This window comes from Nonlabens marinus S1-08, from assembly GCF_000831385.1.
GTDB classification, from domain to species: domain Bacteria; phylum Bacteroidota; class Bacteroidia; order Flavobacteriales; family Flavobacteriaceae; genus Nonlabens; species Nonlabens marinus.
On record NZ_AP014548.1, the window covers coordinates 1,730,878 to 1,755,432 of the forward strand.

Genomic DNA, 24,555 nt, shown 5'->3' on the forward strand with positions numbered 1-24,555 from the left:
AAAAGTCAGTTTTAGAAGAAGGTTATAAGAACTTGGTAACCGCCAAGGCAATGGCAGAACTCTACGAGGAAAACTTTAAACAAGTTTCCAAGTACGTTCACGCGACCAGTCGCGGTCATGAGGTTATTCAGACTGCTATAGGAATGCAGCTTTTGCCACAGGATTATGCGTTTCCCTATTATCGGGATGATGCGATGCTGCTGGCAATTGGGATGAAGCCATACGATTTGATGCTACAACTGCTCGCTAAAAAAGCAGATCCATTTTCAGGTGGTCGCACCTATTATTCACATCCGTCATTGAATGACATTGACAAGCCTAAAATACCGCATCAATCCAGTGCGACTGGAATGCAGGCAATTCCTGCTACTGGTGTGGCTCTTGGTTTCCATTACCGCGAGAGCTTAACTGAGGATCAAAGAAATGAACTTGAATCAAATTCGAGTTCAAGTTCGGCTTCAGACTCAATAGTTGTCTGTTCCCTAGGCGACGCATCTGTTACTGAAGGTGAGATTGCCGAGGCTATGCAAATGGCGGCACTCAAGCAGTTACCTATCTTATATTTAGTTCAGGACAACGGTTGGGACATCAGTGCTAATGCAGCAGAAACTCGAGCGCAAAATGCCTACGAATATGCTGCTGGTTTTCATGGTATTGAGCGCATTTCGATCGATGGGACTGACTTTGAGGAAAGCTACAATACTTTAAATGAGGTTATTCGCAAGATTAGAAGTGAGCGCAGGCCATTTTTGGTTCACGCGACCGTGCCGTTATTGAATCACCATACCAGCGGTGTGCGCATGGAGTTCTATCGCGATGATTTGGAAGAATCCAGAGAGCGCGACCCATATCCGCGTATGCGTGATTTGATGCAGAAAAACGGTTTTAGTGCAGAAGAGCTGGATGATTTTGACGCTTTCGCGAAAGCGGAAACCCAAAAGGCATTAGAACAAGCCACCGAAATGCCAGATCCAGAACCAGCCGACTTATACATGCACGACTTTGCACCAACGCCCATAACCGAAGAAAAAGGCGAGCGATCACCAGCAGGAGCAGAGAAAGTAGTGATGGTAGATTGCGCGCTATTTGCCATTGAAGAATTGATGCGCAAGCACCCAGAATGTTTGCTGTATGGGCAAGATGTAGGCGGTAGGTTAGGTGGTGTTTTTAGAGAAGCTGCTACGCTGGCGCAAAAATTTGGCGATAATCGTGTATTCAACACACCTATCCAGGAAGCATTCATCGTAGGATCAACAGTAGGAATGAGCGCTGCAGGACTAAAACCCATCGTAGAAGTACAATTTGCAGATTATATCTGGCCTGGATTGAACCAACTGTTTACAGAGGTTTCCAGATCCTGCTACTTAAGCAATGGCAAATGGCCAGTGTCAATGATACTGCGTGTTCCCATAGGAGCTTACGGTAGTGGTGGACCTTACCATTCCAGTTCTATGGAAAGTGTGGTATCCAATATTAGAGGTTTGAAAATTGCCTATCCATCAAATGGTGCCGACTTGAAAGGACTGATGAAAGCAGCCTATTATGATCCTAATCCGGTAGTGATTTTTGAGCACAAAGGATTGTATTGGTCTAAAGTTAAAGGCACCAAAGGCGCTACGAGTATTGAGCCTAGTGAGGATTACGTGTTGCCTTTTGGCAAGGCTTGGGTCTTGCAGGAAATCTGGAAAAAAGAGGAAGAAGAAACCTTGAGCATCATCACTTATGGTATGGGCGTGCACTGGTCAATGAATGCCACTGCAGAACTTGGTTTACAGGATCGGGTAGAAATAGTGGATTTGAGAACGCTGCACCCGCTGGATTATGAGACGGTTTTTGCGAGTGTCAAGAAATGCGGTAAATGTCTGGTGGTGACAGAAGAACCTAGCGAGAATAGTTTCTCAAGAGCCTTGCAAGGTCGCATTCAAGAAGAATGCTTCAGATATCTGGATGCACCAGTGATGGTTATAGGATCTGAGAATATGCCTGCGATACCGTTGAATTCTGTTTTGGAAGAAACTATGATACCGAGTACAGAGAAGGTTAAGGTTAAGATTGATGAAGTTTTGAAATACTAATAAATTGCTATGAGAGTCACCCTAGAAAGGAAAAACGACAATTACCTGCTAGAAGCAAAAGGAGCGTCTGGAATTCCCGTAATGATTGATAATAAGTCCAGCGAGACCGTGCAAGGCTCCAGTCCTATGGAATTAATTCTAATGGGTGTTGGCGGTTGTAGTGCTATTGATATTATACATATCTTGAAAAAACAACGACAAACAATTTCTAGCTACAAGGTAGAAGTAGAAGGAGAACGTTTTGAGCTGGATGATTCCAAACCATTTAAGGCGATGAAAGTTGTTGTTTATCTAGAAGGAGAAATCACGCCAGAAAAAGCACAACGCGCAGCCGATTTGAGTTTCCAGAAATACTGTTCGGTTTCTAAGACGTTTGATAGAGTAGTGGCAATTACTTACACCATATCTCTTAATGGAAAAGAATTATAAAAGCTTCTGGGAATCTAGATTAGCTTTTACCTTAAGCCTAATAGTATAGGCTTTTATCGAACATATTTAAAGCAAAAAAACATCCCAATGAGCTTAAGCTCATTGGGATGTTTTTTTAAGTAGTAGCAGGTTAATTGGCCGCTTTAGCAGAAATTAAAGTGGCGCCATTAGCAGCAAGTAGAGTTAGGGTAGAACCGTTTTTTTGATATGAGTTTACTTTGTCCAGTGCGGCAATAAATTCATTCTCTTTACTCATGTCAGCACATGATTTTCTAGTAAGAGCAACATCGCCTATGTTCAATTGAAAATTCTCAACGGTAAAAGTTGCGTTATATGTATTACAACCCGCATTTCCACTCACGGTTTTTCCTAAACCATTGAAAATGATAGTCGCACCATTGTTCACTTTAGCTCCGTTCAGGACTTCCACATTATAAGTTCCATTCAGTTCTACGCGACTTCCTGTGTTCAGGACTTGGCGAGTTTCATCACAGCTGGTTAAAGAAAACGTGAGTAATGCTATCAAGCTTATAGATAATAGATTTTTCATAATAGTTATTTTAAGTTGGCTCTAAAGTATCCAGATTACTTCAAGACTTCTCTCAAATTATTGATAAAAAAATCCAGCAACGTTAGGTTGCTGGACTCGTGTAAGTTTCTGTCAATCAAAAGTTACCTATTATTCTTAGGGGGAAATTGCATTAAGATCTCTCTCACCATCTCGTTTGTGCGCTCTACCTTAGCCTGTGGCGTTGACTTCAATGCAGCTTCACCTATACCTTGCCAGATCAACTCTTTATTTTGAGCATCTATAAGATCTATATATAAAACGCCCTCGGTCGTTCTCGAAACGTCGCCTAAAGGAGCACTATAGCCAAAACCACCCCAACCGAAGCCCCAGCCCCAGCCAAAACCTCGTCCTCAGTTGTTATAAACATTCACTCGCTCTTTACTGTCTGTAAATATGCTTACTAACACGTCTGGGTTCTCTGATTTGGTAAAGCCTTTAGCAATCATTTCACTATCAATAGCTCGAAGAATACGTTTTTTATCAAGCTCAGAAATTTGAGCTTCATCAATTCCTTTCTTAAGATAAGCAAAGGTTTTGTATTGATTGAAGTCGGTGCCTATTGCATAATCCTGAGAAACACGAACAGTTTGACAGCCCACCATTGCAGTGATGACTAACAAGAGTAAAAGTAATTTTTTCATAGCGATGATTTTATTTGATAAGTTCGCTTTCGCGAAAGCGAATAAATTTCAACATACAGCATCAATTTTAATGCCGTAATTATCAGAAGATTTCGGGACTAGTGATCTTTATTCTTATCGTATCCATAAGGACAATGCCTGCAACCGTTCTTACAGCAATAGCCGCGCTTCAAATGGTATTGTTCTGTAAAACATCGATAGCCGTCTGGCGTGAGATAATAGTCACCATCTTCTAACGGAATGTGTTTTTTCATACCGTAAAGATAGCAAGGACTATCTGATGCGCTCTACAAATATGCTGGATACTACACCTGGATTTTCGGTAGCGCTCCTGAAAAAGACATCGCCTGCATTTGCTTCACGGGCGCCTATAATAGAAATATCATCACCAGTTTGTAGTTCTAGAACCTCCGTAAAACTTACCGATGAGTTGTTGTGTCCGTCCAACTGTCGAACGTAATTATTGGAATGCTTTGCTCCAGGAAAGGAGTCCGCACCAGCTCTAGTTAATTCTATAAATACATCTACATTAGTTCTAGCTGTAGTACTCTGAAACGAGAGGTTTACGGTAAAACGGTATAAACCATCTTCGTTAATAATTAGGTCATTCTCATCTGCGGCTCCTGTCGCCGGAGCGGCAACGGCAGCATTATCATTCCAAAGGACATTTCCAAACAAAGGCAATTCATTACTTCCCGATACGAAATTTTCATTAACATTGCGCTGATTAGCACCACCAGCAGTATATTGATCATTCACGGCAAATTTTGCGGTAAAGGGTTCTAAATATTCTTTTTCAACTACCTCTCCAGCATTATTTACTAGCAAGTTATAGGAAGGAGTGCCCAATTTATTACCTTGACCATACAGGTCAAAAATAATTGTACCAGCATCATCAAGTGATAAGGTTGACCCTATATCCTCAGCATTTGCTTCATTCCCAACGGTGTAAAATTTTAATTGTGAATTAGTCGTCGAGGCGATTCCAATAGCAGCATCAAAAAAGTTTCCTGAGTTTCTAAAAGCAATTCCTAGCTCGTCATCGTTATTCGTTCTACGAATAATAAACGCATCTCTACCATCAACATTTGCGGTAGCTGTGCTGTTTATTTGAAGGCTGTTCTCATCGACATTAATTTGTCGCAGTTCCCCAATGGTACCATCTCCCTTATAAATACTCTCATCACTTTCACTATCTGAAAGTCTGAGCCAGCCAGTAGTATTTCCGCTCCAGTAATAAAAGCCTATTTCAATTCCAGTTGAGGAAATCTCATTAAAAACAAGGGTGCCCTCAGATGCAGCAGCAGGTAGTGGAGCGATAGTCGATAGGTCAGTAATTTCAACTTTGGGAATCAAAATACCTTTGTTTCCTGACCCGTCTTCAATGTGTAACAGGGTTCCATCAGCTGGAAGGTTTGTACCGATCCCAACTTGCGCGGTGCTGATTACCCCTAAAAGAGTAAAACTAAAAAGTAAAAGTTTATTCATTTTAATTGTATCTACAGAAAAGCAAATATATCAGTAGAAAAACGCTTTTTATCGATTAGTATGTTAATTATTGTAAAAGCATTAGGTTTTTTAACCTATTAGAGGCCTGAAAACTATGTTTTTAAACATATGATAAAGGAGTACGCGTGTTTTTATGTGTTTTATCGACATTAATATTTAAAAGAGATCTCACTGCTCTTAATTTTGATCCACAAGAATCACGATTGATTCAATTCATCAAGTAACTATTTCTTTTAAGCCGGCTAATCTTCTTATAAGTATATCCTATTACCTTTGAGTTCGTATAAAATTTTAATGGTAGTCACATTTCGTTTACTCAAGAGTTTAAATGTAGAAGCAATCGCTTTATTTCCTGTTATAATATTCCAAGGCAAAGCCTTAAGGAATCAAAATGCTTTGTTGAATCACGAACGCATTCACCTAAAGCAGCAATTGGAGTTACTGGTCATACCATTTTACATATGGTATATTATTGAATATTTATTCTTACGCAGGAATAGAAATCATAAGGATGCCTATCGCAATATCGTATTTGAAAAAGAAGCCTATAGTAAAGAGAATGATTTACATTTTTTGGAAACCAGGTCGTTTTGGAATTTTTTAAACTATTATAGATGCTGAACAAATGAAGTTGTTCGACCATAAAGATTCTGTAAATCAACATTTCAAAACCTTTGAAGATCTGAATGTGACCATTGATATCAAAAGGGAAGACTTGTTGCATAAGGAAGTTTCAGGAAATAAACTGCGTAAGTTGAGATACAATCTTAAGGCGGCACTAGATCAAGAATACTCGCAGGTCTTGACTTATGGGGGTGCTTACTCCAACCATATAGCAGCGACAGCTGCTGCTTGCAGAATTGTAGGACTATCTTCTATAGGAATTATACGTGGTGAGGAATTAGGTGACACTTTAGAAAAAACACTAGCTACCAACCAGACATTGAGAACTGCTCATAAAAACGGCATGCAATTGAAGTTTGTAAGCAGAAAGGAGTATCGGGAAAAAATGGAGGTAGATTTTCAAGCTCAATTGATGTTAGATTATGGTGTGTTCTACAATATTCCTGAAGGTGGTACGAACGCGCTTGCTGTAAAGGGAGCAAACGAAATCCTTACGTCTAAAGATTTGGAGTCGTATGATGTTATTTGCGTGGCAGGTGGCACTGGAGGGACTGCCGCAGGCATCATCAACTCAGTAAATGAGGGCCATCAAGTATTTGTTTTTTCAGCATTGAAAGGAGATTTTCTTCGTCGAGATATTGAAAAATTTAGTTCTGATAGGTCTTTCGAGTTGGTGGGGGAAAACCATTTTGGCGGTTATGTACGATCTAATGATGCGCTCATTGATTATATGAATGTTCGCTTTCGCGAAAGCGGAATTCCGCTCGACCCCATCTACACAGGAAAAATGATGTATCGCCTAGAACAAATGATACAACAAGGAATTTTTAACGGCAAAACTCGTATTTTAGCCATCCATACAGGTGGTCTACAAGGTATACCTGGTTACAACCAAATGCTCAAGAAAAAAGGACGTCTACAACTGCAGTATGAAGATCACATTTAAAACTCTATTTATTCTAGTGTTTACCGCAGCGCTGCTGGTTTCCTGTGGCTCTAAGAAAAAAGTTACGACTACAAAAAGACGTGCGAAAACCACTAAAACAGTTCCTGAAAAACCAGAGGTTTCTGATCCAGTAAGTACTACAGAAACAGAGGATAAGGTTACTAAAACCATTACACCGTCCTATAAAGACGATGTCGCTGCTTATATCGACTTATTTGCTGCTGATGCCATGAAAGAAATGCAGTTGTATAAAATTCCTGCAAGTATCACTCTTGCCCAAGGTATTTTAGAAAGCGGCTCTGGAAAAGGAAGGCTCGCAGTAGAAGCGAACAACCATTTTGGAGTGAAATGTCATACGGGTTGGAATGGTGGTAAAATTTATCACGATGACGATGCCTCACAAGAATGTTTCAGAAAATATAAAGATGCATCCTATTCTTATAGGGATCATTCACTTTTCCTGACAGAACGTTCCCGATATCAAAATTTATTTAGACTCAAGTCTGATGACTATAGAGGTTGGGCTAGAGGCCTTAAGGATGCTGGATATGCTACAGATAGAAAATATCCTGACAAATTGATCAGTTTGATTGAACGTTACGATTTGGCCAAATATGATGCGCAAGTTTTAGGCAAAGCCTATGCTCGTAAGTCTGTTGAATCTGGTACGCCAGCATCTTTAGAATATATCATAATCAAAGGCGATACTTTATATCAAATTGCTCGAAAACACAATACAACAGTCGATCACATCAAGCGCCTCAATGGTATTAGCGGTGATAGTATCAGCATAGGTGACAAGTTGATGATTGAACGCGACTCTAAAAATTAATACATGTCCTTTACTTATAAGAGAAGTAGTGCCCTTTTTAATGAAGCTCAAAAATACATTCCTGGTGGTGTAAATTCCCCAGTACGTGCATTCAATGCAGTGGGTGGTGATCCAGTCTATGTTAAAAGCGCCAAAGGAGCTTATTTGCATACAGAAGATGGAAATAGACTCATCGACTACATCGCATCATGGGGGCCTATGATTTTGGGACATGCTTTTGAACCTGTGGTAGAGGCAGTCATTGAAGCCACTAAAAAAGGTACTTCATATGGAATGCCTACAGAGCTAGAAACTGAAATTGCCAAATTAGTCGTTTCCATGGCGCCCAATGTGGATCAAGTGCGCATGGTGAATAGTGGGACTGAGGCTTGTATGAGTGCTGTTAGACTAGCACGCGGTTTTACAGGAAGAGATAAGATTATAAAATTTGCTGGCTGTTATCACGGCCATAGCGACTCTTTTTTAATACAAGCAGGTAGTGGGGCGGTCACCTTTGGAAGTCCCAATAGTCCAGGAGTTACAGCAGGAACTGCTAAGGACACCTTACTAGCTCAGTACAACAACCTAGAGCAAGTCGCTGATATTTTTGAAAAAAATGAAGGGCAGATTGCTTGCGTTATCATCGAGCCTATCGCAGGAAATATGGGCTGTATCATTCCGCAAGAAGGTTTTTTAGAAGGGATACGAGACTTGTGTGACGTCCATGGAGCCTTATTTGTTTTTGATGAAGTCATGACTGGCTTTAGGCTTGCCCGTGGTGGAGCACAAGAAACCACTGGTGTTAAGGCAGACATCGTTACCTATGGAAAAGTAATAGGCGGTGGTTTACCAGTCGGTGCGTTTGCAGCAAGACGGCAAATTATGGATCATTTAGCACCTACAGGACCTGTTTACCAGGCAGGCACATTAAGTGGAAACCCGCTTGCGATGAGCGCTGGGATGGCGATGTTGACTCATTTGAATAACAACCCTGAAATATTCAACAGTCTCGCTGGAAAGTCAGAACACCTCCATAAGGGGATTGCCGAGACTCTTTCTAGACAAGGCATCGATCACCAAATCAATAGATACGGGAGTATGATTTCTGTACACTTTACAGATCAGCCCGTGCTGGATTTTGAGACAGCAGCGACTGGTAACAATGACTGGTTTAAAAAATATTTTCACGGTATGTTGGAGCGTGGTATTTATTTACCGCCCAGTGCCTTTGAGAGTTACTTTTTAAATGATGCCTTGTCTTATGAAGATTTGGACAGAACTATTGAGGCAGTAGATGCCGTGGTAGGGAAGTGGTAATGTGGTTTTTTCGCTTTCGCGAAAGCGAACTTCCTCTCAATTCACTCGCACAACAGTAATCAGTTTACTGAAATCTTCTTCTCCTAAAAACTGACGAAGTCCAAACTTGTATTCTACTTCAAGTTCTTTTAGCGCAGCTATATTTTTAGTTTCTGGCTTTTTCTTGTAGTGATTGGCAGCCTTAGCATAGGTGGTTACGATTTTTTCCAGCCCAGGAACTTTAGAGGCGTCCAGTTGTGTCTTTTCAATGATCATGGAAAGCTCTTTTTCAGGCTCAATTAATTGCTGTGATTTTTTCCTGGCATTTTCATTCATGATTTTCAATTGTTCTTGCGATACAACCTTATTTTTTTGTTGTGCCACTGAAGAAAAACTGGCAAGAATGATAGCAAAGAACAATAAAAATTTCATGGGACTCGAGAGTGGTTTAAAATAGCATACAAAGATGTAACGTTTTTAGGTCATTTCAATTGCTTCAAATGCAAAAAGCCTGAAAACTAATGTCTTCAGGCTTAATTTTAACTATTTTTGGCTAAGAGCTAGCCACGTTTTGCGCGTTGCATACGTTTACCGCGATAATTTTTCTGTCGAGCAGCCATTTTTTCAAACTGAGAATACTGCTCTTCATTCATGATTTTTTTGAAGGCTCTTTTCGTTGCAATCTTTTGATCCATGCTTTTTTGTTTCATGGCCATTTTTTGATCTGTAGGAAGCGCTTTGAATTCCTCTTTAGTCATTTTATTTGCTTTACGCTCGGCAATGCTTGTAGCTAATACGGCTTCAATTTCTTTTTGCTGTTTGTCAGTCAGGTCTAAAGCTAATGTCATTTTTTGCGCTTGCATGGAAGCTAGTTGTTCTGGAGCAATGTTTGCAGCAATATCTCGTCGATCATTTTGACGATCAGTGCCTCTTTTTTGAGCTTGAACGCTGATAATGGCAAACATAAATACTAGTGGTAATAGGATGTTTTTCATGATGTTATGTTTATAATTCTTATGTGATTATGACGCAACACTGTTTCAATAGTTTAAGGAGGGGAGATGATATTCCTTCTATTATAGATGAAAACAATCTTCTCAAACCTCAATTTAGAGAGCTGACACGACGTTTATAGAGAGCCAGTGTATAATCTGTTAATGCGCTACAAGCTCAACTAAGAATGTTTTAGACTTCATATTAATACCTATTTTTGACAACTCGAGTTTTACTATGAAGCACCTTTTATTTCTATTCTTTTTAGTGTCTGCTGCATGCATTGCTCAGCAACGTATCCCTAGAGATGGAACTCCAAGAACTGATCAACGTCCATTAAATAATAAAGAGGTTAGTGTAGAAGGAGAAAAGCCACCTATAACTGACTATTTAATTATCAGTCAAAATAGAGATACTACTTTCGTCGATACCACCTTGACCATTCAAAAGGATTATAAATTCAATTATTTGCGTCAGGATGATTTTGAATATATGCCGTTCCAAAACATAGGACAACCTTATAATAAGTTGGTGAAACGATTTGACATGGAACAACTTTCCCCCAGAATGGGTGCAGAGGCTCGTCATGATAACTATTACGAAATCGATGATATCAATGACTACTACGTTCCTACACCTTTAACGGAACTTTACTTTAAAACGGTCATCAATCAAGGACAACAACTGGATGCCTTATTTACTAGCAACTTATCTCCTAAGTTTAATTTTTCCATCAGTTATAAAGGAATGCGTAGCGCTGGGGATTATGTAAACTCATTGACAAGTACTGGTAATTTCAAATTTACATCAAGCTATTTTTCTGAGAGGCAAAAATACCGGATGCGACTTCATACGGTTTTTCAGGATTTGTCCAATCAAGAGAACGGTGGACTATCGGCTGACGCTTTACAAGGTTTTATCAGTGAAGATGAAGCTTTAGATGATCGTGGTAGGTTAGAACCTAATCTAGATACAGCAACAAGTTTATTAGATGGTAAGCGATTTTACATTGATCAGGATTACGAAGTTTTGGGAAGTGTGGATAGTTTGAGCAATTACAGCCTAAGAGTTTACAACAGGGCCTATTTTGAAGACAAATTTTATCGATATACGGAAGCTAGCGCCACTGAAAGTTTCTTAGGAGAAGCTTACAGACCCACAAACTTGAAGGATAAAACAAATCTTGAAGAGGGTATGCTTGAGCTGGGAGCATCCCTTGATCATAAGGTTTTAGGATATTATAAAGCTGGAGTATCCCGACTGGAATATAATTATGGTTACGATCGCATTGTCAATCAAGCTACCGGTATCGTCCCTAATAGGCTTCAAGGAGAGATCTACCAATTCAAAGCAGAGTTTGCAAAAAGGATAGGTGTTTTTGAGTTACAAGCCCGCGGTGGAATCAACATTGCAGGAGATTTAGATGGGCAATTCTTAAATGCCATGGCCACCGTAGATTTCAAAAATTTCTCTGTAGCAGCAGGTGCTGGAATTAGCTCCAGAGCACCTAATTTTAATTTTCAATTGCATCAAAGCGATTATGTACTCTATAATTGGTCAAATAACTTTAGCAATGTTGAGAAGCAGCAATTGTCCTTTCAAATAATCTCTCCTAAATATCTCGATTTAGATATTGAATTAAATACACTTCAAGATTACACCTATTTTAAAGAGAACCTCATTACGAATGATACGGGTGATGTCACAGGTTATACGGCAGCACCTGTTCAAACAAATGAAGAACTCACTTACTTAAAGATCAAGGCGCATAAATCCTTTACCTTTTTAAGGTATTTTGGATCAGATCATACGCTGCTTTTTCAAAACGTCACACAAAAAGAAAATGTAATTAATGTGCCTAGTTTCATTACTAGAAACTCGCTGTACTATAAAAACCGTTTTTTTCAAAATGCGTTGCTTCTTCAAACAGGAGTAACCCTTAAATATTTTGATGAGTACCGTATGGATGGCTATGATCCGGTGTTGGGAGAGTTCTATTCCCAAAACTCTACCACGTTAGGAGCTTTTCCCTTAGTTGATATTTTCTTAGATGCAAAAATTCAACAAACTAGAATCTTCTTTAAATTGGAAAATGCCACATCTCCACTAGGGAGGCCTGAATATTTTAGTGCTCCTAGGCATCCGTTTCGCGATTTGAGTTTGAGATTTGGACTCGTTTGGAACTTTTTCTTATAAGAAAATGTGAAATTGACGACCAGTTGTATGTCAATTATTTGCTAAAAAGGTTAATTCTTAAATATGTAAGTTTCTGTTTTTTAGTTTTCTATACTTTTCGTTTTGTTAAGTTTTGGTTTTCCTTCTCAATTTATTGACAACTGCGAGAAAAGCTTAAGCGTAAGTTTGGGGAAAATTATAAACTATGAAAATGAACAAGCTAACATTGGCCTTACTTGCGGGAGCAGTAACCTTTATTTCATGTAACGATGATGATTTAAATGATGGAAACAATAATCGCGCTGAATTATATGCGACTAGTAACACTAATGGTGCAGTAACAGTCTATGACTTTGCAAATGCCAGTAGCGCAACAACTACCACTCTTAACGTAACTGCCTCAACAGACAATGAAGGTATAGTTTACGACAACCGAACCGATCAACTTATTTTTGCAAGTAGAACTTTAGGTTCTGTTGTCATTGCTACTAATATCGCTGACCAAATCAATGGCACCGTAAGTACCTTGACTACTAACGTGGGCCCAAGCAATTTATCAAGTCCTAGATCTATTGCAATTAATGGCGACTTTATCGTAGTAGCAGATAATGCCAGTAATCAATTATTTATCTACCAGCGCTCAGGAACTACTTTAACTCTAAGAAATACCGTGAGTGTGATTATAGCGTTGTGGCAAATACAATTTAGCGGTAACGACTTATACGCTGTTGTGGATCAAACAAATAATCTAGCGGTATTTCAAAATTTCTTGAACAACTCTACTAATGCAGCGGTTGCTCCATCTAAACAAATAGCTATTGAAGGAATTACTAGAACTCACGGGCTTGTTTACAACAGTGAAGATGATATCATGATTTTAACAGATATAGGTGCAGCAACAGGAGCAGGCGCTGATACAGATGGCGGATTTCATATCATTTCTAACTTTACCAGTAAATTTAATGCTGTAGCAAATGGAGGGACACTTGCTCTAGCAAACAATCAAGTGCGAGTAGCTGGAACAGCAACGTTTTTAGGCAATCCTGTGGCGGCAGCATATGATGCACAAACAAATACTATATTCATTGCAGAACGAGCAAACGCTGGCGGTCGAGTACTTGGGTTTGATAGTTCTGCCAGCGGTAACGTTGCGCCTAGAATTAATAATCAATTGGCAGGAGCAAGTACAGTGTTTTTTTATGCAAACAATTAGATAAATATCCCTAAACAAAGGCCCCTTCTTATGAAGGGGCTTTTTTATGTGTAAAATTTTAATTCTGTTGTATCTTTAACCGTGCAAAAGTTTAGAAATTTAATTTCGTTAAGTCTGTTGGTGCTGTTTTTTGCAGCACAGTCAACGGCATTGCACCAACTTACGCATGAGGACGCTGCAGCGCCTTGTAAAATTTGCTTGGTATCTAATCAATTGCAACAATTGAATTTGGCTACAGCCTCTATTAGTGAGGTTCCAGTACCAATCCAACAACTCTTTATTCAACAAATTGAGGGGGAATTCGCTTTCGCGAAAGCGAACTCTTTATCATTCTACTACCTTTCCCGACCGCCGCCTAGTTGCTAAAAAATGATGTAATGCACCAGTGAGGTGCAAATTTTTAAGTAACTAATTTCAAATTCATGTTAAAACAACTATGGACGGTTGTGACTATACTTTTTATAGGTATACCTATTGTCAATGCTCAAGATTGTCAGATCCAGCTCAAAGGTACCGTGACTGATTTCCATGATGGTGAACCTTTGGCATTTGCCCAGTTCTACATCAAGGATCAACAAAAATCCACTACCTCAAATGAGGAGGGGACCTATATATTTAGAAATCTTTGTGCGGGTGAGTACGAGATGATAATTTCTCATTTTGATTGTATCACTAAGACCGTAAAGTTATCCATATATGAGGATCAGATTCAAAACTTCACCCTGGAACATCATGTAAATGATCTAGATCAAGTCAAGGTGATTGCAGACGTCCACGACGATCATGAATCAACCCAATCCACTACACGTGTCTTGAAAGAGACGATCAACAAGTATAGTGGAGCAACCTTAGGTGATGCGCTGGCTACGGTTCAAGGGGTATCTATATTGAAAACAGGCAATAGCGTTACAAAGCCAGTTATTCATGGATTATACGGCAGCCGTGTAGCTATAGTAAATGATGGTATGCGCCAGCAGGATCAGGAATGGGGGGTAGAACATGCACCTAATATTGACCTAAATACAGCCGGGAACATTCAAGTGATTAAAGGGGCTAGTGCCTTGAGGTATGGTGGAGATGCAATTGGTGGCACCATTTTAATTGACCCAGAGCGTGTTATTGTAAAAGACACTTTAAAAGGTCAGTTGATAAGCCAAATTCAAAGCAATGGTCGAGGCGGTAGTGTTACAGGAAGCTTGGGAAATTACAATAATACCGGTTGGTATCAACAAGCAACCTTGACTTATAAAAGGTTAGGTGATTTTGAAGCCCCAGATTATGTGTTGAGCAACACAGGAAGTTCTACATATGCTGCAAATCTCGTTGCTGGTTACCAGTCATTTGAATATGGAGCGAGTCTTAAATATTCTTTTTATGATAGTGAGCTTGGGATCTTACGAGCTTCACATATTGGAAATGCTGCTGGTCTAGCGCAAAGTATAAATTCTGGTCAACCGTTTCGTATTAGCGATTTTACTTATGATATAGATGCACCTAAACAAGAAGTTCAACATCATGCGGTTCAATTTAATGGCTATAAAAGGTTGAAGGATCTTGGAAAGCTGGAAGTTGATTATTCTTTCCAATACAACAACAGACTTGAATTTGATATACGACGGGCAGAGAATCGCGATAGAGCATCGCTAGACCTGGATCTGTTTACCCATAATTTGATGACGTACCTATTGATAGATCGCTATAGCAATACTGATATTGAAATAGGAATTGACGGAATGCTTCAGACTAATATTCCCAATCCGGATACCGGTGTTCGCCGATTAATTCCTGATTACGAGAGTCAAAAAGTTGGTGCGTTTGCATCTGTAAACCATGAATTGAATGATAAATGGTTTCTAGAAGCAGGAGCGAGATATGACTATTACCATATTGATGCAGAGAAATTTTACATTTCTACTAGATGGGAATCCTTAGGTTATGATCAGCAGTTTCCACAGTTTGAAGTGAGTGAAAATGAAGGTCAGATATTTACAAATCCAGTACTGGATTTTAATTTGATGGCTTTTACTGTAGGTGCTAAATATTTGATGGATGATCATTATGATTTTTCGGTAAACCTGAGTACTGCAAACAGGGCACCCAATCCATCAGAACTTTTCAGTGATGGATTGCATCATGCGCTGGCCACTATTGAGTTGGGTCAATTGGATCTACAAAAAGAGCAATCATACAAGATCAATTTAACCGCTCATGCAGTTCATAATGATTTTGATATAGAAATCAATCCTTATGTCAATATTGTACAGGATTTTATGCAATTGATACCTATAGGTCTGGAGACTACTGGTAGAGGTGCTTTTCCTGTCTCGCAATATGAACAAGTAAATGCGGTGCTTGCCGGCGTTGATCTAGGTGCGACTTGGAATATCTTTTATAGATCCCTGGTTGATCCAGAAACAAGGAGGGAAAGTATAGATGAAAATCTGCTACTTAATTCTAGATTTTCTTACATCTATGGTCAAAATACTACGGATGATGAACCATTGATTTACATGCCACCACCAGTTTTTGACAATGAGCTGGTCTGGGAAAATGGAATTATTGACAACCTCACCTTAAGAATTTCTAATACTACCATGTTAAAGCAAAATAGGTTTCCTGACACTGATTTTCCGGCGGAGGTATTTGATGATCAGGGAAATTCAACTATTGTGAACGTAGAAATATCGGAAACCCCTAAGGCTTACTCGTTGTGGAATCTTGTAGCTAGTTACGCTTTCGCGAAAGCGCAATTAAACTTGAGCCTCAACAACGTTTTAAATACCACATATCGAGACTATCTCAATAGACAACGTTTCTATGCAGATGATATAGGTCGTGATATACAATTACAATTCATTTATAATTTTTAAAAACTTTTAATTCTAAGACAACGATTATGAAAAATAGATTCAAATTTTTACCAGCACTTTTAATTGTAGCATCATTAATCTCCTGTGGGGATGATGATACACCAGTGCAAATTAATGAGGATGAGTTAATCACAACTGTTGAGTATGAAATGATTAATACTGCAGATGCCAGCAATGTTGTAACATTCCGTCAAGTTGATAATGATGCAGACGGTCCTAATCCCCCAATAATTAACATTACCGGTACGATACAGGCAAACGCAACTTATACTGGGAGCGTACGCTTTCTTAACGAGTTGGACTCACCCGTTGATAATATTACCCTGGAAGTTCAGGAAGAGGCAGATGAGCATGAAGTGTTCTATGGTGTAAATACCGCTGGTGTTAGCATTGTAAAAACAGACACAGATGGCAATGGAAACCCACTTGGCTTGAATACTTCTATAACAACAGGAGCAGTAGGTTCAGGGAACTTAACCATTACGTTAATACATGAGCCTATTAAGCCTAACAATGGCTTGACTAGCGCAGGTGGTGAAGCAGATGTTGTAGCTTCATTTGATTTTGACGTGCAATAAGCATTAAGTTTATTAAATAAACAAACCGTCTTGAGACTTATCTCAAGACGGGTTCTTATTTTGAAAATAGTAGATCTTATTTACAGTATTTTGTGCATCGTCAACCACGTTTTCAACGTCGTCGCTAACTGTATTTTCTTCTCTAAAGCTAGAAATACATGCGGCAAATATTGCCGCGATGGTCAATACTACAATTTTTTTGATCTTTCGTTTAAATGTAAGGTTAAGATCAACGATAAATTACAACGGTCTACGACCTGAAATAATATTGATCAAAATAACAATAACTGCGATCACTAAAAGGATATGAATCAATCCACCAGTTCCTAATCCAGGAACAACACCTAACAGTCCTAATAGCCAAACGACAACACAGATTACGGCAACAAGCCAAAGAATACTTCTCATAATAGTTAGTTTTTTAAGTTATAAAGTGAATTTACTTACAAACTAAAGAGGGTTTTGTTAACGAAACTGCAATTTTGCAATATTTAATACAATTAAATGTAAGGTCTGCTTGAAAATGCGATAAGTCCTAATTTTTTAATAATCTTCTGGGCTGTTAATTACTTTTTCAGCTTTATTCTTATGGGCCTTTAGTAAATCTGGATCCATCTTTTTAAGCAGCGCCATCATCATATTCATGCGTTGGTTATTACTGAAATGAACTTCCTTCTCGTCTAAAAAATGCCAGTATAGCGAGTTGAAGGGACACGCATCATCTTCCGCTTTTTTCTTATTTACTTGATAGGCGCAACCCTTACAATAGTTACTCATTTTATTAATATAACTGCCGCTGGAAACATAGGGTTTGGTAGCCACCAGCCCGCCATCAGCCCACTGCGACATGCCGCGAGTATTGGTGATTTCTACCCATTCAATAGCGTCGATATAAACACCTAGATACCACTCGTCCACATAATTAGGATCTGTCATGGTGAGTAAGGCATAATTGCCTGTAATCATCAAGCGCTGTATGTGATGGGCATAAGCGTTGTCCAGCGAGTTGTTGATGCTGTGCTTAAGGCAATTCATTTTGGTCTCGCCTGTCCAGTAAAAATCTGGAAGCTTGTTGCGGTTTTCAAGTTCATTTCGATGTTGATAGTCCGGCATCTCTTTCCAGTAAATTCCGCGCATAAACTCGCGCCAGCCTAATATTTGTCGTATGAACCCTTCTATTTGTGAAATGTGGATAGGGTTGTTGGTTTTTTCGCTTTCGCGAAAGCGATCTACAGCAGTTTCAATGACTTCCATCGGGCTTAAGAGCTTGCTATTCATCGCAAAGCTGAGTCTGGAATGGAAGAGGTAATCCTGATCTGTATGCATTGCATCTTGAAAATCACCAAAGTGTTCCAGTAAATTCTCGCAGAAGTAATTCAACACATCCAACGCATCCTGGCGAGTGGTGGGCCAGTTGAAATTAGTTTCATCAATACGACCAAAAGTGGCTACACCTTCCTTCTCTAGCAATTCTATGATCTCGCTTACATCTTTACGGAATCCTCTCTCATGCGGGATGGGAGTTTTCTCGTCCCATTTCTTGCGATTGCTCTGGTCATAATTCCATTTACCACCTTCAGGTTCTTTATCACCCTCGATCATGATGTCATATTTCTTACGCATATCGCGATAGAAATACTCCATGGTCAACCGCTTTTTGCCTTCAAAGAATTTTTTGACATCCATTCTTTTAGTAAGGAAATGCTCTGTATCATAACCTTGCCACTCAATTTCCAGCGATTCACAAAAGTCTTTGAGCTGTTGATCCAGGCGCCACTCGTCTGGTGCGAGGTATTCAAACTTCTCAATACTGTGTTTCTCAATCAACGCATTGAGGTTATCGACTAAATCTTGCTGGTTGTCCTTATGATCTAATTGATAATAGACATTCTCAAAACCTCGATCATCCATCCATTCTTTAAAGCCCCTCATAGCCATAAAGAAGGCGACGACCTTTTGAATGTGATGTTTTACATAATCAGTTTCTTGGCGCATTTCAGCCATGAAATAAACGATATGGTCTTGATCGCCATTGTACCAACTGTGTTTGTGATTGAGTTGATCACCTAGGATAAGTCGTAGTGTTTTAGGGTTTTGGTCAGCCATATTGTAACAAATTTGTTCCTGAATCTACTTATATTTTATAATCACGGATCTTTAAGTTATGCTAAACAGAAAAAATCTCACAGTTATCATCTCTTTATTTTACGCCGCAGGTTTCATTTTATATGCGACGGTTGCAGATGTGGACGGATCTGACATTGCCCTTTATGCAGCTTTAGGATTTGCTCTTATAATGATGTTTTCATCAAATTTAAACTCTTGTAAACTTTATTCTCTAACCTCAAAAAATCGGAACCATGGAATATAATCTTCTTAAAAAATCACTTTTTGGCTTGACAGCACTTTGGTTGATCCTATTGATTATTTGTGCTTTTGTTTTAAATGTTTCTCAAACCTCCTTGCTTATGATATATATTACGGGACAAGGATTTCTTATGGCCCTTTTAATTCCTTATTTGCAGCAGCGTAAAGAGCGCAGGAAGCGTTGTGATTTATAGTAATTTGTCTTGAAGCCATAATTTTCTATACTTCTTATCGCCATCGTATCGATCTGCCTGTGATTGGATGTTGAAGGTTCGATTTCTTGGGTCATTTCCAACACCGCTGTTATACATCCAATTTCCGTAATTGGAATGCACATCATAGTCGATAAGAATATGTTCAAAATAAGCGGCGCCTATTCTCCAGTCTTGCTCTAGATGCATGGACCAATAGCTAGCCACATTTTGCCTACCTCGATTGCTCATGAATCCAGTTGCAGCTATTTCTCTCATATTAGCATTGACAAAATCTTCTGAAGTCGTTCCATTCATCCAGTCTTTTAATGCCGGCTTGTTGGAGTTCCATTCGTACTCTTTTTCTAGAATCCCACCTAGAGCAAACAATTTCTCTTTATGCTTAAGTGAAACGTATTTAAAAAAGTCACGCCATATCAATTCAAAAATCAACCAATAGGTATCCTGATTTTTTTGCACTTCTTTTTCAAATCTCTTGACTTCATGATAGATTTGCCGTGGGGAAATACAACCGATAGCTAACCAAGCACTAAACTTGCTACTGTAATCAGAACCTATAAGTCCATTTCTAGTCTTTTTATAATATTGAAGTTTTTTAGTCTCCCAGAAATAATGGTTCAATCGGTTCCAGGCTTCTTTCTCGCCGCCCTGCCATGGGAATGCACTTCGCGAATCTTTTTCAAACTCTTCTAGTCCTAAGTCTTCTAAAGTGGGAATTGTAGTCTCTGGGACCTTTGGTGATTCTTGATGGTACCCGTCTATAGAAACACAATCTCTTATACGGGCTTCTTTTTCTAACTTTTTACGAAACCCAGTATAAACTTTAGGTATTTCTTTAATAGTAAACGGAATATCGTCTGGATGATACAAGAATTGATCAAAAACTCGGTAGCCACTAATTCCAGTTTTCAATCCAGCCGATTCTAAGGCATCACCAACTGCATTTTCCTGATCCAATTCATCTCGTGTCCATTCTTTTTGGAGGTAGATATTCTTAATAGAATATTCGGTGACTAGATCGGGAATGACCTCTTCAGGTGATCTATGATAAACTAATAAAGGAATGTCGAACTTTTGCAGTTGCTCTCGCAAGTCTTTTACTGCTTCTTGTATAAAACGAGCCCTATACTTTCCTGTTTTTCCAAAAGGCAATTCAATTTTAAGATCCATCGCAAAGTCGCTCTCTTGATAAAAGCGTGGATCAAAAAAATAAACTCCTATGACATGACCTTCTGCATCACACGCTGCCTTAAGACTCGTATTATCTTCAGTCCTTAAATCATTTCTAAACCAAACTAAATTCATACCCTTAAATCATCCTTTATTACTTGAACATTTTTTACTGCAGTATTTCACTTGATCCCAGTTCTTTTCCCACTTTTTTCTCCATGTAAACTCACGGTCACATGTAAGGCAAACCTTTGTGGGTAAATTGTTAGGATTTCGAGCTTTTTGTTTCAATGCTGATTTTTATCTTCAGTAGAATTAAAATTCTAAAGCTTTCAATTCTTCATCAACTTTTGCATAACTCAATCGTTTTTCAATGTTGCAAGCAGCGTAACCATCCAATCCATTTATGGCAAGTGAACCTGCTTTTTCTAGATTCAACCAGCCGTCTTCCAGCTGGATTCCTTCTTTTAAATAGATGTCTGTAATGCGGCACAAGACCATGATACATTTATTCTCCTTAATGTAATATTCGCTTTCATACTGAGCAGCTACTTGAATCACTGCTTCTTTCACAAACGGCGCTTTGATTCCAGTTCTAGATAGTTTTTCGATTCCCAGCTTCTCAAATTCCGAGGTGGAGGCATCGTACTTTGCGCTGCTCTGGTGCGCGGGATCTACAAGTGGTGCAATGACATGATTTAAAGTGAGTTCTCCCGTTTGTTTCAGGTTTTCATAGGTGTGACCCACACCGTGTCCTAAGGGGCGCTGAATAAAGGAAAATAAAGCAGGATCGCTACCTAGATGGGTCACACTGCTAAATATCGCAACATTGTCAATACCATTTTCAGATTGAGTGGCGAGCAGATTGGCACTTTTAAATCCGGTTACACTATTAATCAAATTACCTCGATAAAATCGGTTCATTTGATTCAGATCTGTAGTGGTATAATGGGTCATTTAGGAGGGTTTCTTTCAAAGGTAGCCCATAGCATTACTGCGCTTTCATTTTAGAATTTAAAAGTTTCCTAAATTAGGATATGGATATGGACAAGGCATTTCAGGTAAATAAGGACAGTTGGAACCGCAAGACGCAGGTTCATTATGAAAGCGATTTTTACGATAAGTTCGCTTTCGCGAAAGCGAAAAACTCATTAAACAGTTACGAGCAAGAAGCATTAGGTGATGTGACAGGCAAATCTTTGTTGCATTTGCAATGCCATTTTGGGCAAGACAGTTTAAGCTGGGCAAATAAGGGAGCTGTTGTAACAGGAGTGGATATTAGTGATACGTCCATAGAACTGGCGAGAAAATTAAGTGCCGACTTAGAAATACCAGCCCAATTTATTTGTTGTAATGTTTTAGACACAGCCCAGTTCCTAAAGAGACCATTTGATATCATTTACACCAGTTACGGAAGCATCGGCTGGTTGCCAGACTTAATGCCTTGGGCTCAAATGATTTCTAAATTATTGAAACCTGGCGGAACCTTCTATATGGTAGAATTTCATCCTATTGCCTGGATGTTCGACTACAATAAGGAGACTCCAGCAATGTCGTATGCGTATCATAAAAAGGAAGCTATTTATGAAGAGTATGAGGGCACTTATGCTGATCCCACAGCTTCTATTCAAGTAGCCGAGTATGGCTGGAACCATTCCTTAAGTGAAATCATTCAAAGTTTGATCGATGCGGGCTTATCCATCCACAAATTTGCCGAGCATGATGCAAGCCCTTATCAGATCTTTCCTGGCATGACAGAAGAAGATGGTATGTATGTGCTCAAAAATCAATTGTACCCACTCCTGTTTGAAATAGAGGCAAAGAAAGTGATTTAGGTTAATGTATTGCTAATGATTAAATGCACGATGCTCGCCTTGATCAATAATTCTATTTTTGATCAAAACTAATATTTATGGCAATTCTGGGTCCTATCATAAAGGCAGCTTTAAACATTCATGAGTATTTCACTCATGTGGATGATCATCATAAAGCCCAACAACGAGTACTTAAAGAACTCTTAGAGAAAGCCACTAAAACAGAATTTGGTAAAGAATACAACTTTAAGGAGATTCTTAAGGATAAAGATATGCACGAGGCTTTTGATAATGCCATTCCTTATCACGATTACCATAGTATGGAAGAGAAGTGGTGGAGTAGGCTTAAGAACGGTGAAAAAGACATCACCTGGCCAGGAATGCCGTCCTATATGGCACGCAGCAGTGGGACTACTGGAAAAAAAAGTAAAATGATTCCTGTAACCGATGACATGTTAGATGCCATTAGCGCTGCGGGAACACGACAAGTGAGCGCGCTGACTAATTTTGACCTGGACGCTGATGTTTTTGAAAAAGAAGCACTAGCACTAGGAAGTTCCACGCGTCTTGAAGAAGTGAATGGATTCAAAGTAGGAGAAATTAGTGGTATTGCCGCTAGTAATATTCCAGAGTTTTTAGAAAGTAAATACCGCCCAGGAGCGGATATAGCGGCCATTGATGACTGGGATAAAAAAGTGCAAACCATAGCAGAAAAGTCAGCTGATTGGGATATTGCCATGATCAGTGGGATACCATCTTGGCTAGAATTAATGCTTAAAAAAGTGATGGAGTATCATAAAGTCGATTCCATTCATGACGTCTGGCCATCGCTAAGCGTCTACACTACCGGTGGGGTAGCTTTTGAACCTTACCGTGATAGCTTTGAGGCTTTGTTTAAAAAGCCTGTAGCCATAGTAGACACCTATCTTGCCAGTGAGGGGTTTATCGCTTGTCAGCAAAGGCCAGAAAGTACTGCCATGCAGTTGATAACTGATGGAGGTATCTATTTTGAGTTTGTTCCTTTTAAACCAGAATACATTTTAGAAGACGGGAGCTTGCGTCAAGATGTGGTTGCACTAGATATTTCTCAAGTAGAGCCTGACGTAGACTATGTATTAATCATCTCTACGGTTGGCGGTGCGTGGCGCTACCTGATAGGCGACACGATCGCGTTTACTGACGTCAATCATGCTGAAATAAAAATCACTGGTCGAACCAAATTCTTTTTAAATGTTGTAGGTAGCCAACTATCGGTCCTGAAAATGGAAACCGCGCTAGGAGAACTGCAGGAAAAATATAATACCAGTATAAAGGAATTCACCGTTTATGCTAGTAAGATTGATGGAGAGTTTCATCACAAATGGTTCCTAGAAACTGAAACCGAAACAAACGAGGAAGATCTTGCTGATGCTTTGGATCAAAAATTACAGGAGGCCAATAAAAATTACTCCGTAGCACGCAGTAAAGCTTTAAAAGGGGTAAAGGTTACTAAGGTTCCAGAAGGCTTCTTCAATCAGTGGAATGCTCATCAAAAGAAAATGGGCGGTCAGGTAAAAATGGCTAAAGTTCTCAGCGATGATAAACAAGAAGAATGGGAAGCTTTTGTAAAAGAAGAGCTGGGTCAATAAAGGTAAGTAGAACATGCAATTCGCTTTCGCGAAAGCGAACCAGCATCAGCTCAATTCTTCCAGACTGGGTTTCTTGCCAGTTTCTGCATAGCGGTTGATCAACTCTGATATTTCCTCAGGCGACAAGTAAAATTTGCGCATGTGATTTTTATAGGCGTCTGATAAACTGGTGTGGTTAAGAATGAATTCTTTAGTCTTTAAAATATAATCGCCCATACCGTGTTTCACAGCATAGTCGTCTGCCGCGCGCTCCACCTCCTTTATATGAGTAGGTGAGTATAAGTACTTGATCCCGAAAAAAATCATACCTAAGCTAGAACGTCTGCGGTAATCCATCACGTGACCTAATTCATGTCCCAACCATCCTGTGAGCACATCATCTGGTATTTCATCTATGGTAAAAACCTCATTCTCCACTTTAAACTCTTTGCTAATCAGAATGATATAGGCCCGGTTTTTTCTAGAACTGAATAGGCTTTTCCACTTAGGTTGCGCTTGCATAAAGTTCTTGCGCACCATATCGTTGTACTTGAATTCAACCTCGGTATCGGCCAATTCTGGGTAAAACGACATGGCTAACTCCGCCTCGGCTCTAATGTTTTCGGGAACGATTAATTTAGGGTACTTCATGGA

General features: G+C 39.3%; 25 protein-coding genes and 1 pseudogene. 13 read left to right on the plus strand and 13 right to left on the minus strand.

All coding sequences use genetic code 11. The features are described from left to right. The first annotated feature begins 50 nt into the window (after positions 1–50). Both NMS_RS07930 and NMS_RS07935 read left to right on the plus strand, forming a co-directional pair. Positions 51–2,075 (plus strand): alpha-ketoacid dehydrogenase subunit alpha/beta, encoded by a 2,025-nt coding sequence (locus NMS_RS07930; RefSeq protein ID WP_052477069.1) that lies wholly within the window; start codon positions 51–53, stop codon positions 2,073–2,075. 9 nt (positions 2,076–2,084) lie between these two features. After that, positions 2,085–2,504 (plus strand): OsmC family protein, encoded by a 420-nt coding sequence (locus tag NMS_RS07935; protein WP_041496221.1) that lies wholly within the window; start codon positions 2,085–2,087, stop codon positions 2,502–2,504. Between the two features lie 130 nt (positions 2,505–2,634). Here NMS_RS07935 and NMS_RS13475 read toward each other — a convergent pair whose 3' ends face one another. The 4 genes and pseudogenes from NMS_RS13475 to NMS_RS07950 form a co-directional block, all read right to left on the minus strand. Continuing rightward, positions 2,635–3,054 carry an META domain-containing protein gene (locus NMS_RS13475; RefSeq protein ID WP_052476845.1) on the minus strand — a complete coding sequence of 140 codons (420 nt, stop codon included), beginning with the start codon at positions 3,052–3,054 and terminating at the stop codon, positions 2,635–2,637. Positions 3,055–3,176: 122 nt separating this feature from the next. Further along, positions 3,177–3,716: pseudogene (locus NMS_RS07945) on the minus strand (DUF4136 domain-containing protein). Between the two features lie 98 nt (positions 3,717–3,814). Next, positions 3,815–3,970 (minus strand): DUF5522 domain-containing protein, encoded by a 156-nt coding sequence (locus NMS_RS13910; RefSeq protein WP_158448974.1) that lies wholly within the window; start codon positions 3,968–3,970, stop codon positions 3,815–3,817. Positions 3,971–3,989: 19 nt separating this feature from the next. After that, entirely contained in the window at positions 3,990–5,204 is a 1,215-nt protein-coding gene (locus tag NMS_RS07950; RefSeq protein ID WP_041496222.1) for a hypothetical protein, read from the minus strand. A 315-nt stretch (positions 5,205–5,519) separates the two neighbouring features. On the opposite strand from NMS_RS07950, the gene NMS_RS07955 reads away from it, so the two are divergent. The 4 genes from NMS_RS07955 to hemL are packed head-to-tail and all read left to right on the plus strand — an operon-like array spanning position 5,520 to position 8,923. Continuing rightward, positions 5,520–5,846, plus strand: a complete 327-nt coding sequence (locus NMS_RS07955; RefSeq protein WP_041496223.1) for a hypothetical protein — start codon at positions 5,520–5,522, stop codon at positions 5,844–5,846. Positions 5,847–5,850: 4 nt separating this feature from the next. Beyond that, the gene (locus NMS_RS07960; RefSeq protein WP_041496224.1) at positions 5,851–6,795 is read left to right on the plus strand and encodes a 1-aminocyclopropane-1-carboxylate deaminase/D-cysteine desulfhydrase; all 945 of its coding nucleotides are present in this window, start codon (positions 5,851–5,853) and stop codon (positions 6,793–6,795) included. Beyond that, positions 6,779–7,627 (plus strand): glucosaminidase domain-containing protein, encoded by an 849-nt coding sequence (locus NMS_RS07965; RefSeq protein WP_041496225.1) that lies wholly within the window; start codon positions 6,779–6,781, stop codon positions 7,625–7,627. The genes NMS_RS07960 and NMS_RS07965 overlap by 17 nt, the downstream gene beginning before the upstream one ends. A gap of 3 nt (positions 7,628–7,630) precedes the next feature. After that, the gene (gene hemL / locus NMS_RS07970) at positions 7,631–8,923 is read left to right on the plus strand and encodes a glutamate-1-semialdehyde 2,1-aminomutase (RefSeq protein WP_041496226.1); all 1,293 of its coding nucleotides are present in this window, start codon (positions 7,631–7,633) and stop codon (positions 8,921–8,923) included. A gap of 36 nt (positions 8,924–8,959) precedes the next feature. Here the strand turns inward: hemL and NMS_RS07975 are convergent, their stop codons facing one another. Together NMS_RS07975 and NMS_RS07980 are read right to left on the minus strand one after the other, a co-directional pair. After that, the gene (locus tag NMS_RS07975) at positions 8,960–9,334 is read right to left on the minus strand and encodes a hypothetical protein (RefSeq protein WP_041496227.1); all 375 of its coding nucleotides are present in this window, start codon (positions 9,332–9,334) and stop codon (positions 8,960–8,962) included. Between the two features lie 128 nt (positions 9,335–9,462). Next, entirely contained in the window at positions 9,463–9,897 is a 435-nt protein-coding gene (locus NMS_RS07980) for a hypothetical protein (protein ID WP_041496228.1), read from the minus strand. Between the two features lie 235 nt (positions 9,898–10,132). Between NMS_RS07980 and NMS_RS07985 the strand changes: the two genes are divergently transcribed. The 4 genes from NMS_RS07985 to NMS_RS08000 all read left to right on the plus strand — a co-directional run bounded on the left by NMS_RS07985 (position 10,133) and on the right by NMS_RS08000 (position 16,731). Beyond that, complete coding sequence (locus tag NMS_RS07985) at positions 10,133–12,091, plus strand: putative porin (RefSeq protein WP_041496229.1); 1,959 nt, start codon at positions 10,133–10,135, stop codon at positions 12,089–12,091. 190 nt (positions 12,092–12,281) lie between these two features. Beyond that, complete coding sequence (locus NMS_RS07990; protein ID WP_052477070.1) at positions 12,282–13,283, plus strand: hypothetical protein; 1,002 nt, start codon at positions 12,282–12,284, stop codon at positions 13,281–13,283. 422 nt (positions 13,284–13,705) lie between these two features. Further along, on the plus strand, positions 13,706–16,153 hold the full coding sequence (locus tag NMS_RS07995; protein ID WP_041496231.1) for a TonB-dependent receptor: 2,448 nt from the start codon (positions 13,706–13,708) through the stop codon (positions 16,151–16,153). A gap of 26 nt (positions 16,154–16,179) precedes the next feature. After that, positions 16,180–16,731, plus strand: a complete 552-nt coding sequence (locus tag NMS_RS08000) for a hypothetical protein (RefSeq protein WP_041496232.1) — start codon at positions 16,180–16,182, stop codon at positions 16,729–16,731. A gap of 42 nt (positions 16,732–16,773) precedes the next feature. Here the strand turns inward: NMS_RS08000 and NMS_RS13915 are convergent, their stop codons facing one another. From NMS_RS13915 to NMS_RS08010, 3 genes are all read right to left on the minus strand, one after another. Beyond that, entirely contained in the window at positions 16,774–16,917 is a 144-nt protein-coding gene (locus NMS_RS13915; RefSeq protein WP_158448976.1) for a hypothetical protein, read from the minus strand. Between the two features lie 54 nt (positions 16,918–16,971). Then, positions 16,972–17,139, minus strand: a complete 168-nt coding sequence (locus tag NMS_RS13825; protein WP_041496233.1) for a lmo0937 family membrane protein — start codon at positions 17,137–17,139, stop codon at positions 16,972–16,974. Between the two features lie 135 nt (positions 17,140–17,274). Then, on the minus strand, positions 17,275–18,837 hold the full coding sequence (locus NMS_RS08010) for a cryptochrome/photolyase family protein (RefSeq protein WP_041496234.1): 1,563 nt from the start codon (positions 18,835–18,837) through the stop codon (positions 17,275–17,277). Positions 18,838–19,091: 254 nt separating this feature from the next. Here NMS_RS08010 and NMS_RS08020 point away from each other — a divergent pair, with 254 nt between their 5' ends. Continuing rightward, entirely contained in the window at positions 19,092–19,292 is a 201-nt protein-coding gene (locus NMS_RS08020) for a hypothetical protein (RefSeq protein ID WP_041496236.1), read from the plus strand. Here the strand turns inward: NMS_RS08020 and NMS_RS08025 are convergent. The 3 genes from NMS_RS08025 to NMS_RS08030 are packed head-to-tail and all read right to left on the minus strand — an operon-like array spanning position 19,287 to position 21,437. Next, positions 19,287–20,615 carry a DASH family cryptochrome gene (locus NMS_RS08025; RefSeq protein WP_041496237.1) on the minus strand — a complete coding sequence of 443 codons (1,329 nt, stop codon included), beginning with the start codon at positions 20,613–20,615 and terminating at the stop codon, positions 19,287–19,289. The genes NMS_RS08020 and NMS_RS08025 overlap by 6 nt on opposite strands. A gap of 9 nt (positions 20,616–20,624) precedes the next feature. After that, a complete protein-coding gene (locus NMS_RS13735; RefSeq protein ID WP_084217658.1) occupies positions 20,625–20,771 on the minus strand; it encodes a DUF2256 domain-containing protein in 147 nt (48 codons plus the stop codon). Between the two features lie 24 nt (positions 20,772–20,795). Beyond that, positions 20,796–21,437 carry a flavin reductase family protein gene (locus NMS_RS08030; RefSeq protein ID WP_041496238.1) on the minus strand — a complete coding sequence of 214 codons (642 nt, stop codon included), beginning with the start codon at positions 21,435–21,437 and terminating at the stop codon, positions 20,796–20,798. 80 nt (positions 21,438–21,517) lie between these two features. Here NMS_RS08030 and NMS_RS08035 point away from each other — a divergent pair, with 80 nt between their 5' ends. Further along, complete coding sequence (locus tag NMS_RS08035) at positions 21,518–22,315, plus strand: class I SAM-dependent methyltransferase (RefSeq protein WP_041496239.1); 798 nt, start codon at positions 21,518–21,520, stop codon at positions 22,313–22,315. Between the two features lie 77 nt (positions 22,316–22,392). Continuing rightward, the gene (locus NMS_RS08040) at positions 22,393–23,922 is read left to right on the plus strand and encodes a GH3 family domain-containing protein (RefSeq protein WP_041496240.1); all 1,530 of its coding nucleotides are present in this window, start codon (positions 22,393–22,395) and stop codon (positions 23,920–23,922) included. Positions 23,923–23,967: 45 nt separating this feature from the next. On the opposite strand, the gene NMS_RS08045 is transcribed toward NMS_RS08040, so the two are convergent. Beyond that, entirely contained in the window at positions 23,968–24,552 is a 585-nt protein-coding gene (locus NMS_RS08045) for a hypothetical protein (RefSeq protein ID WP_041496241.1), read from the minus strand. Positions 24,553–24,555: the final 3 nt, after the last annotated feature.

Bases quoted from the DNA above. Each gene is read 5' to 3' on its own strand.
- NMS_RS07950 (WP_041496222.1), bottom strand. From the start codon at position 5,204: ATGAATAAACTTTTACTTTTTAGTTTTACTCTTTTAGGGGTAATCAGC.
- NMS_RS08040 (WP_041496240.1), top strand. From the start codon at position 22,393: ATGGCAATTCTGGGTCCTATCATAAAGGCAGCTTTAAACATTCATGAG.
- NMS_RS07985 (WP_041496229.1), top strand. From the start codon at position 10,133: ATGAAGCACCTTTTATTTCTATTCTTTTTAGTGTCTGCTGCATGCATT.
- NMS_RS13825 (WP_041496233.1), bottom strand. From the start codon at position 17,139: ATGAGAAGTATTCTTTGGCTTGTTGCCGTAATCTGTGTTGTCGTTTGG.
- NMS_RS08020 (WP_041496236.1), top strand. From the start codon at position 19,092: ATGGAATATAATCTTCTTAAAAAATCACTTTTTGGCTTGACAGCACTT.
- NMS_RS08025 (WP_041496237.1), bottom strand. From the start codon at position 20,615: ATGAATTTAGTTTGGTTTAGAAATGATTTAAGGACTGAAGATAATACG.
- hemL (WP_041496226.1), top strand. From the start codon at position 7,631: ATGTCCTTTACTTATAAGAGAAGTAGTGCCCTTTTTAATGAAGCTCAA.
- NMS_RS07965 (WP_041496225.1), top strand. From the start codon at position 6,779: ATGAAGATCACATTTAAAACTCTATTTATTCTAGTGTTTACCGCAGCG.
- NMS_RS07960 (WP_041496224.1), top strand. From the start codon at position 5,851: ATGAAGTTGTTCGACCATAAAGATTCTGTAAATCAACATTTCAAAACC.
- NMS_RS08030 (WP_041496238.1), bottom strand. From the start codon at position 21,437: ATGACCCATTATACCACTACAGATCTGAATCAAATGAACCGATTTTAT.
- NMS_RS07975 (WP_041496227.1), bottom strand. From the start codon at position 9,334: ATGAAATTTTTATTGTTCTTTGCTATCATTCTTGCCAGTTTTTCTTCA.
- NMS_RS07990 (WP_052477070.1), top strand. From the start codon at position 12,282: ATGAACAAGCTAACATTGGCCTTACTTGCGGGAGCAGTAACCTTTATT.
- NMS_RS07995 (WP_041496231.1), top strand. From the start codon at position 13,706: ATGTTAAAACAACTATGGACGGTTGTGACTATACTTTTTATAGGTATA.
- NMS_RS08035 (WP_041496239.1), top strand. From the start codon at position 21,518: ATGGATATGGACAAGGCATTTCAGGTAAATAAGGACAGTTGGAACCGC.
- NMS_RS08045 (WP_041496241.1), bottom strand. From the start codon at position 24,552: ATGAAGTACCCTAAATTAATCGTTCCCGAAAACATTAGAGCCGAGGCG.
- NMS_RS07930 (WP_052477069.1), top strand. From the start codon at position 51: ATGGCAGAACTCTACGAGGAAAACTTTAAACAAGTTTCCAAGTACGTT.
- NMS_RS08010 (WP_041496234.1), bottom strand. From the start codon at position 18,837: ATGGCTGACCAAAACCCTAAAACACTACGACTTATCCTAGGTGATCAA.
- NMS_RS08000 (WP_041496232.1), top strand. From the start codon at position 16,180: ATGAAAAATAGATTCAAATTTTTACCAGCACTTTTAATTGTAGCATCA.
- NMS_RS07935 (WP_041496221.1), top strand. From the start codon at position 2,085: ATGAGAGTCACCCTAGAAAGGAAAAACGACAATTACCTGCTAGAAGCA.
- NMS_RS13910 (WP_158448974.1), bottom strand. From the start codon at position 3,970: ATGAAAAAACACATTCCGTTAGAAGATGGTGACTATTATCTCACGCCA.
- NMS_RS13475 (WP_052476845.1), bottom strand. From the start codon at position 3,054: ATGAAAAATCTATTATCTATAAGCTTGATAGCATTACTCACGTTTTCT.
- NMS_RS07955 (WP_041496223.1), top strand. From the start codon at position 5,520: ATGGTAGTCACATTTCGTTTACTCAAGAGTTTAAATGTAGAAGCAATC.
- NMS_RS07980 (WP_041496228.1), bottom strand. From the start codon at position 9,897: ATGAAAAACATCCTATTACCACTAGTATTTATGTTTGCCATTATCAGC.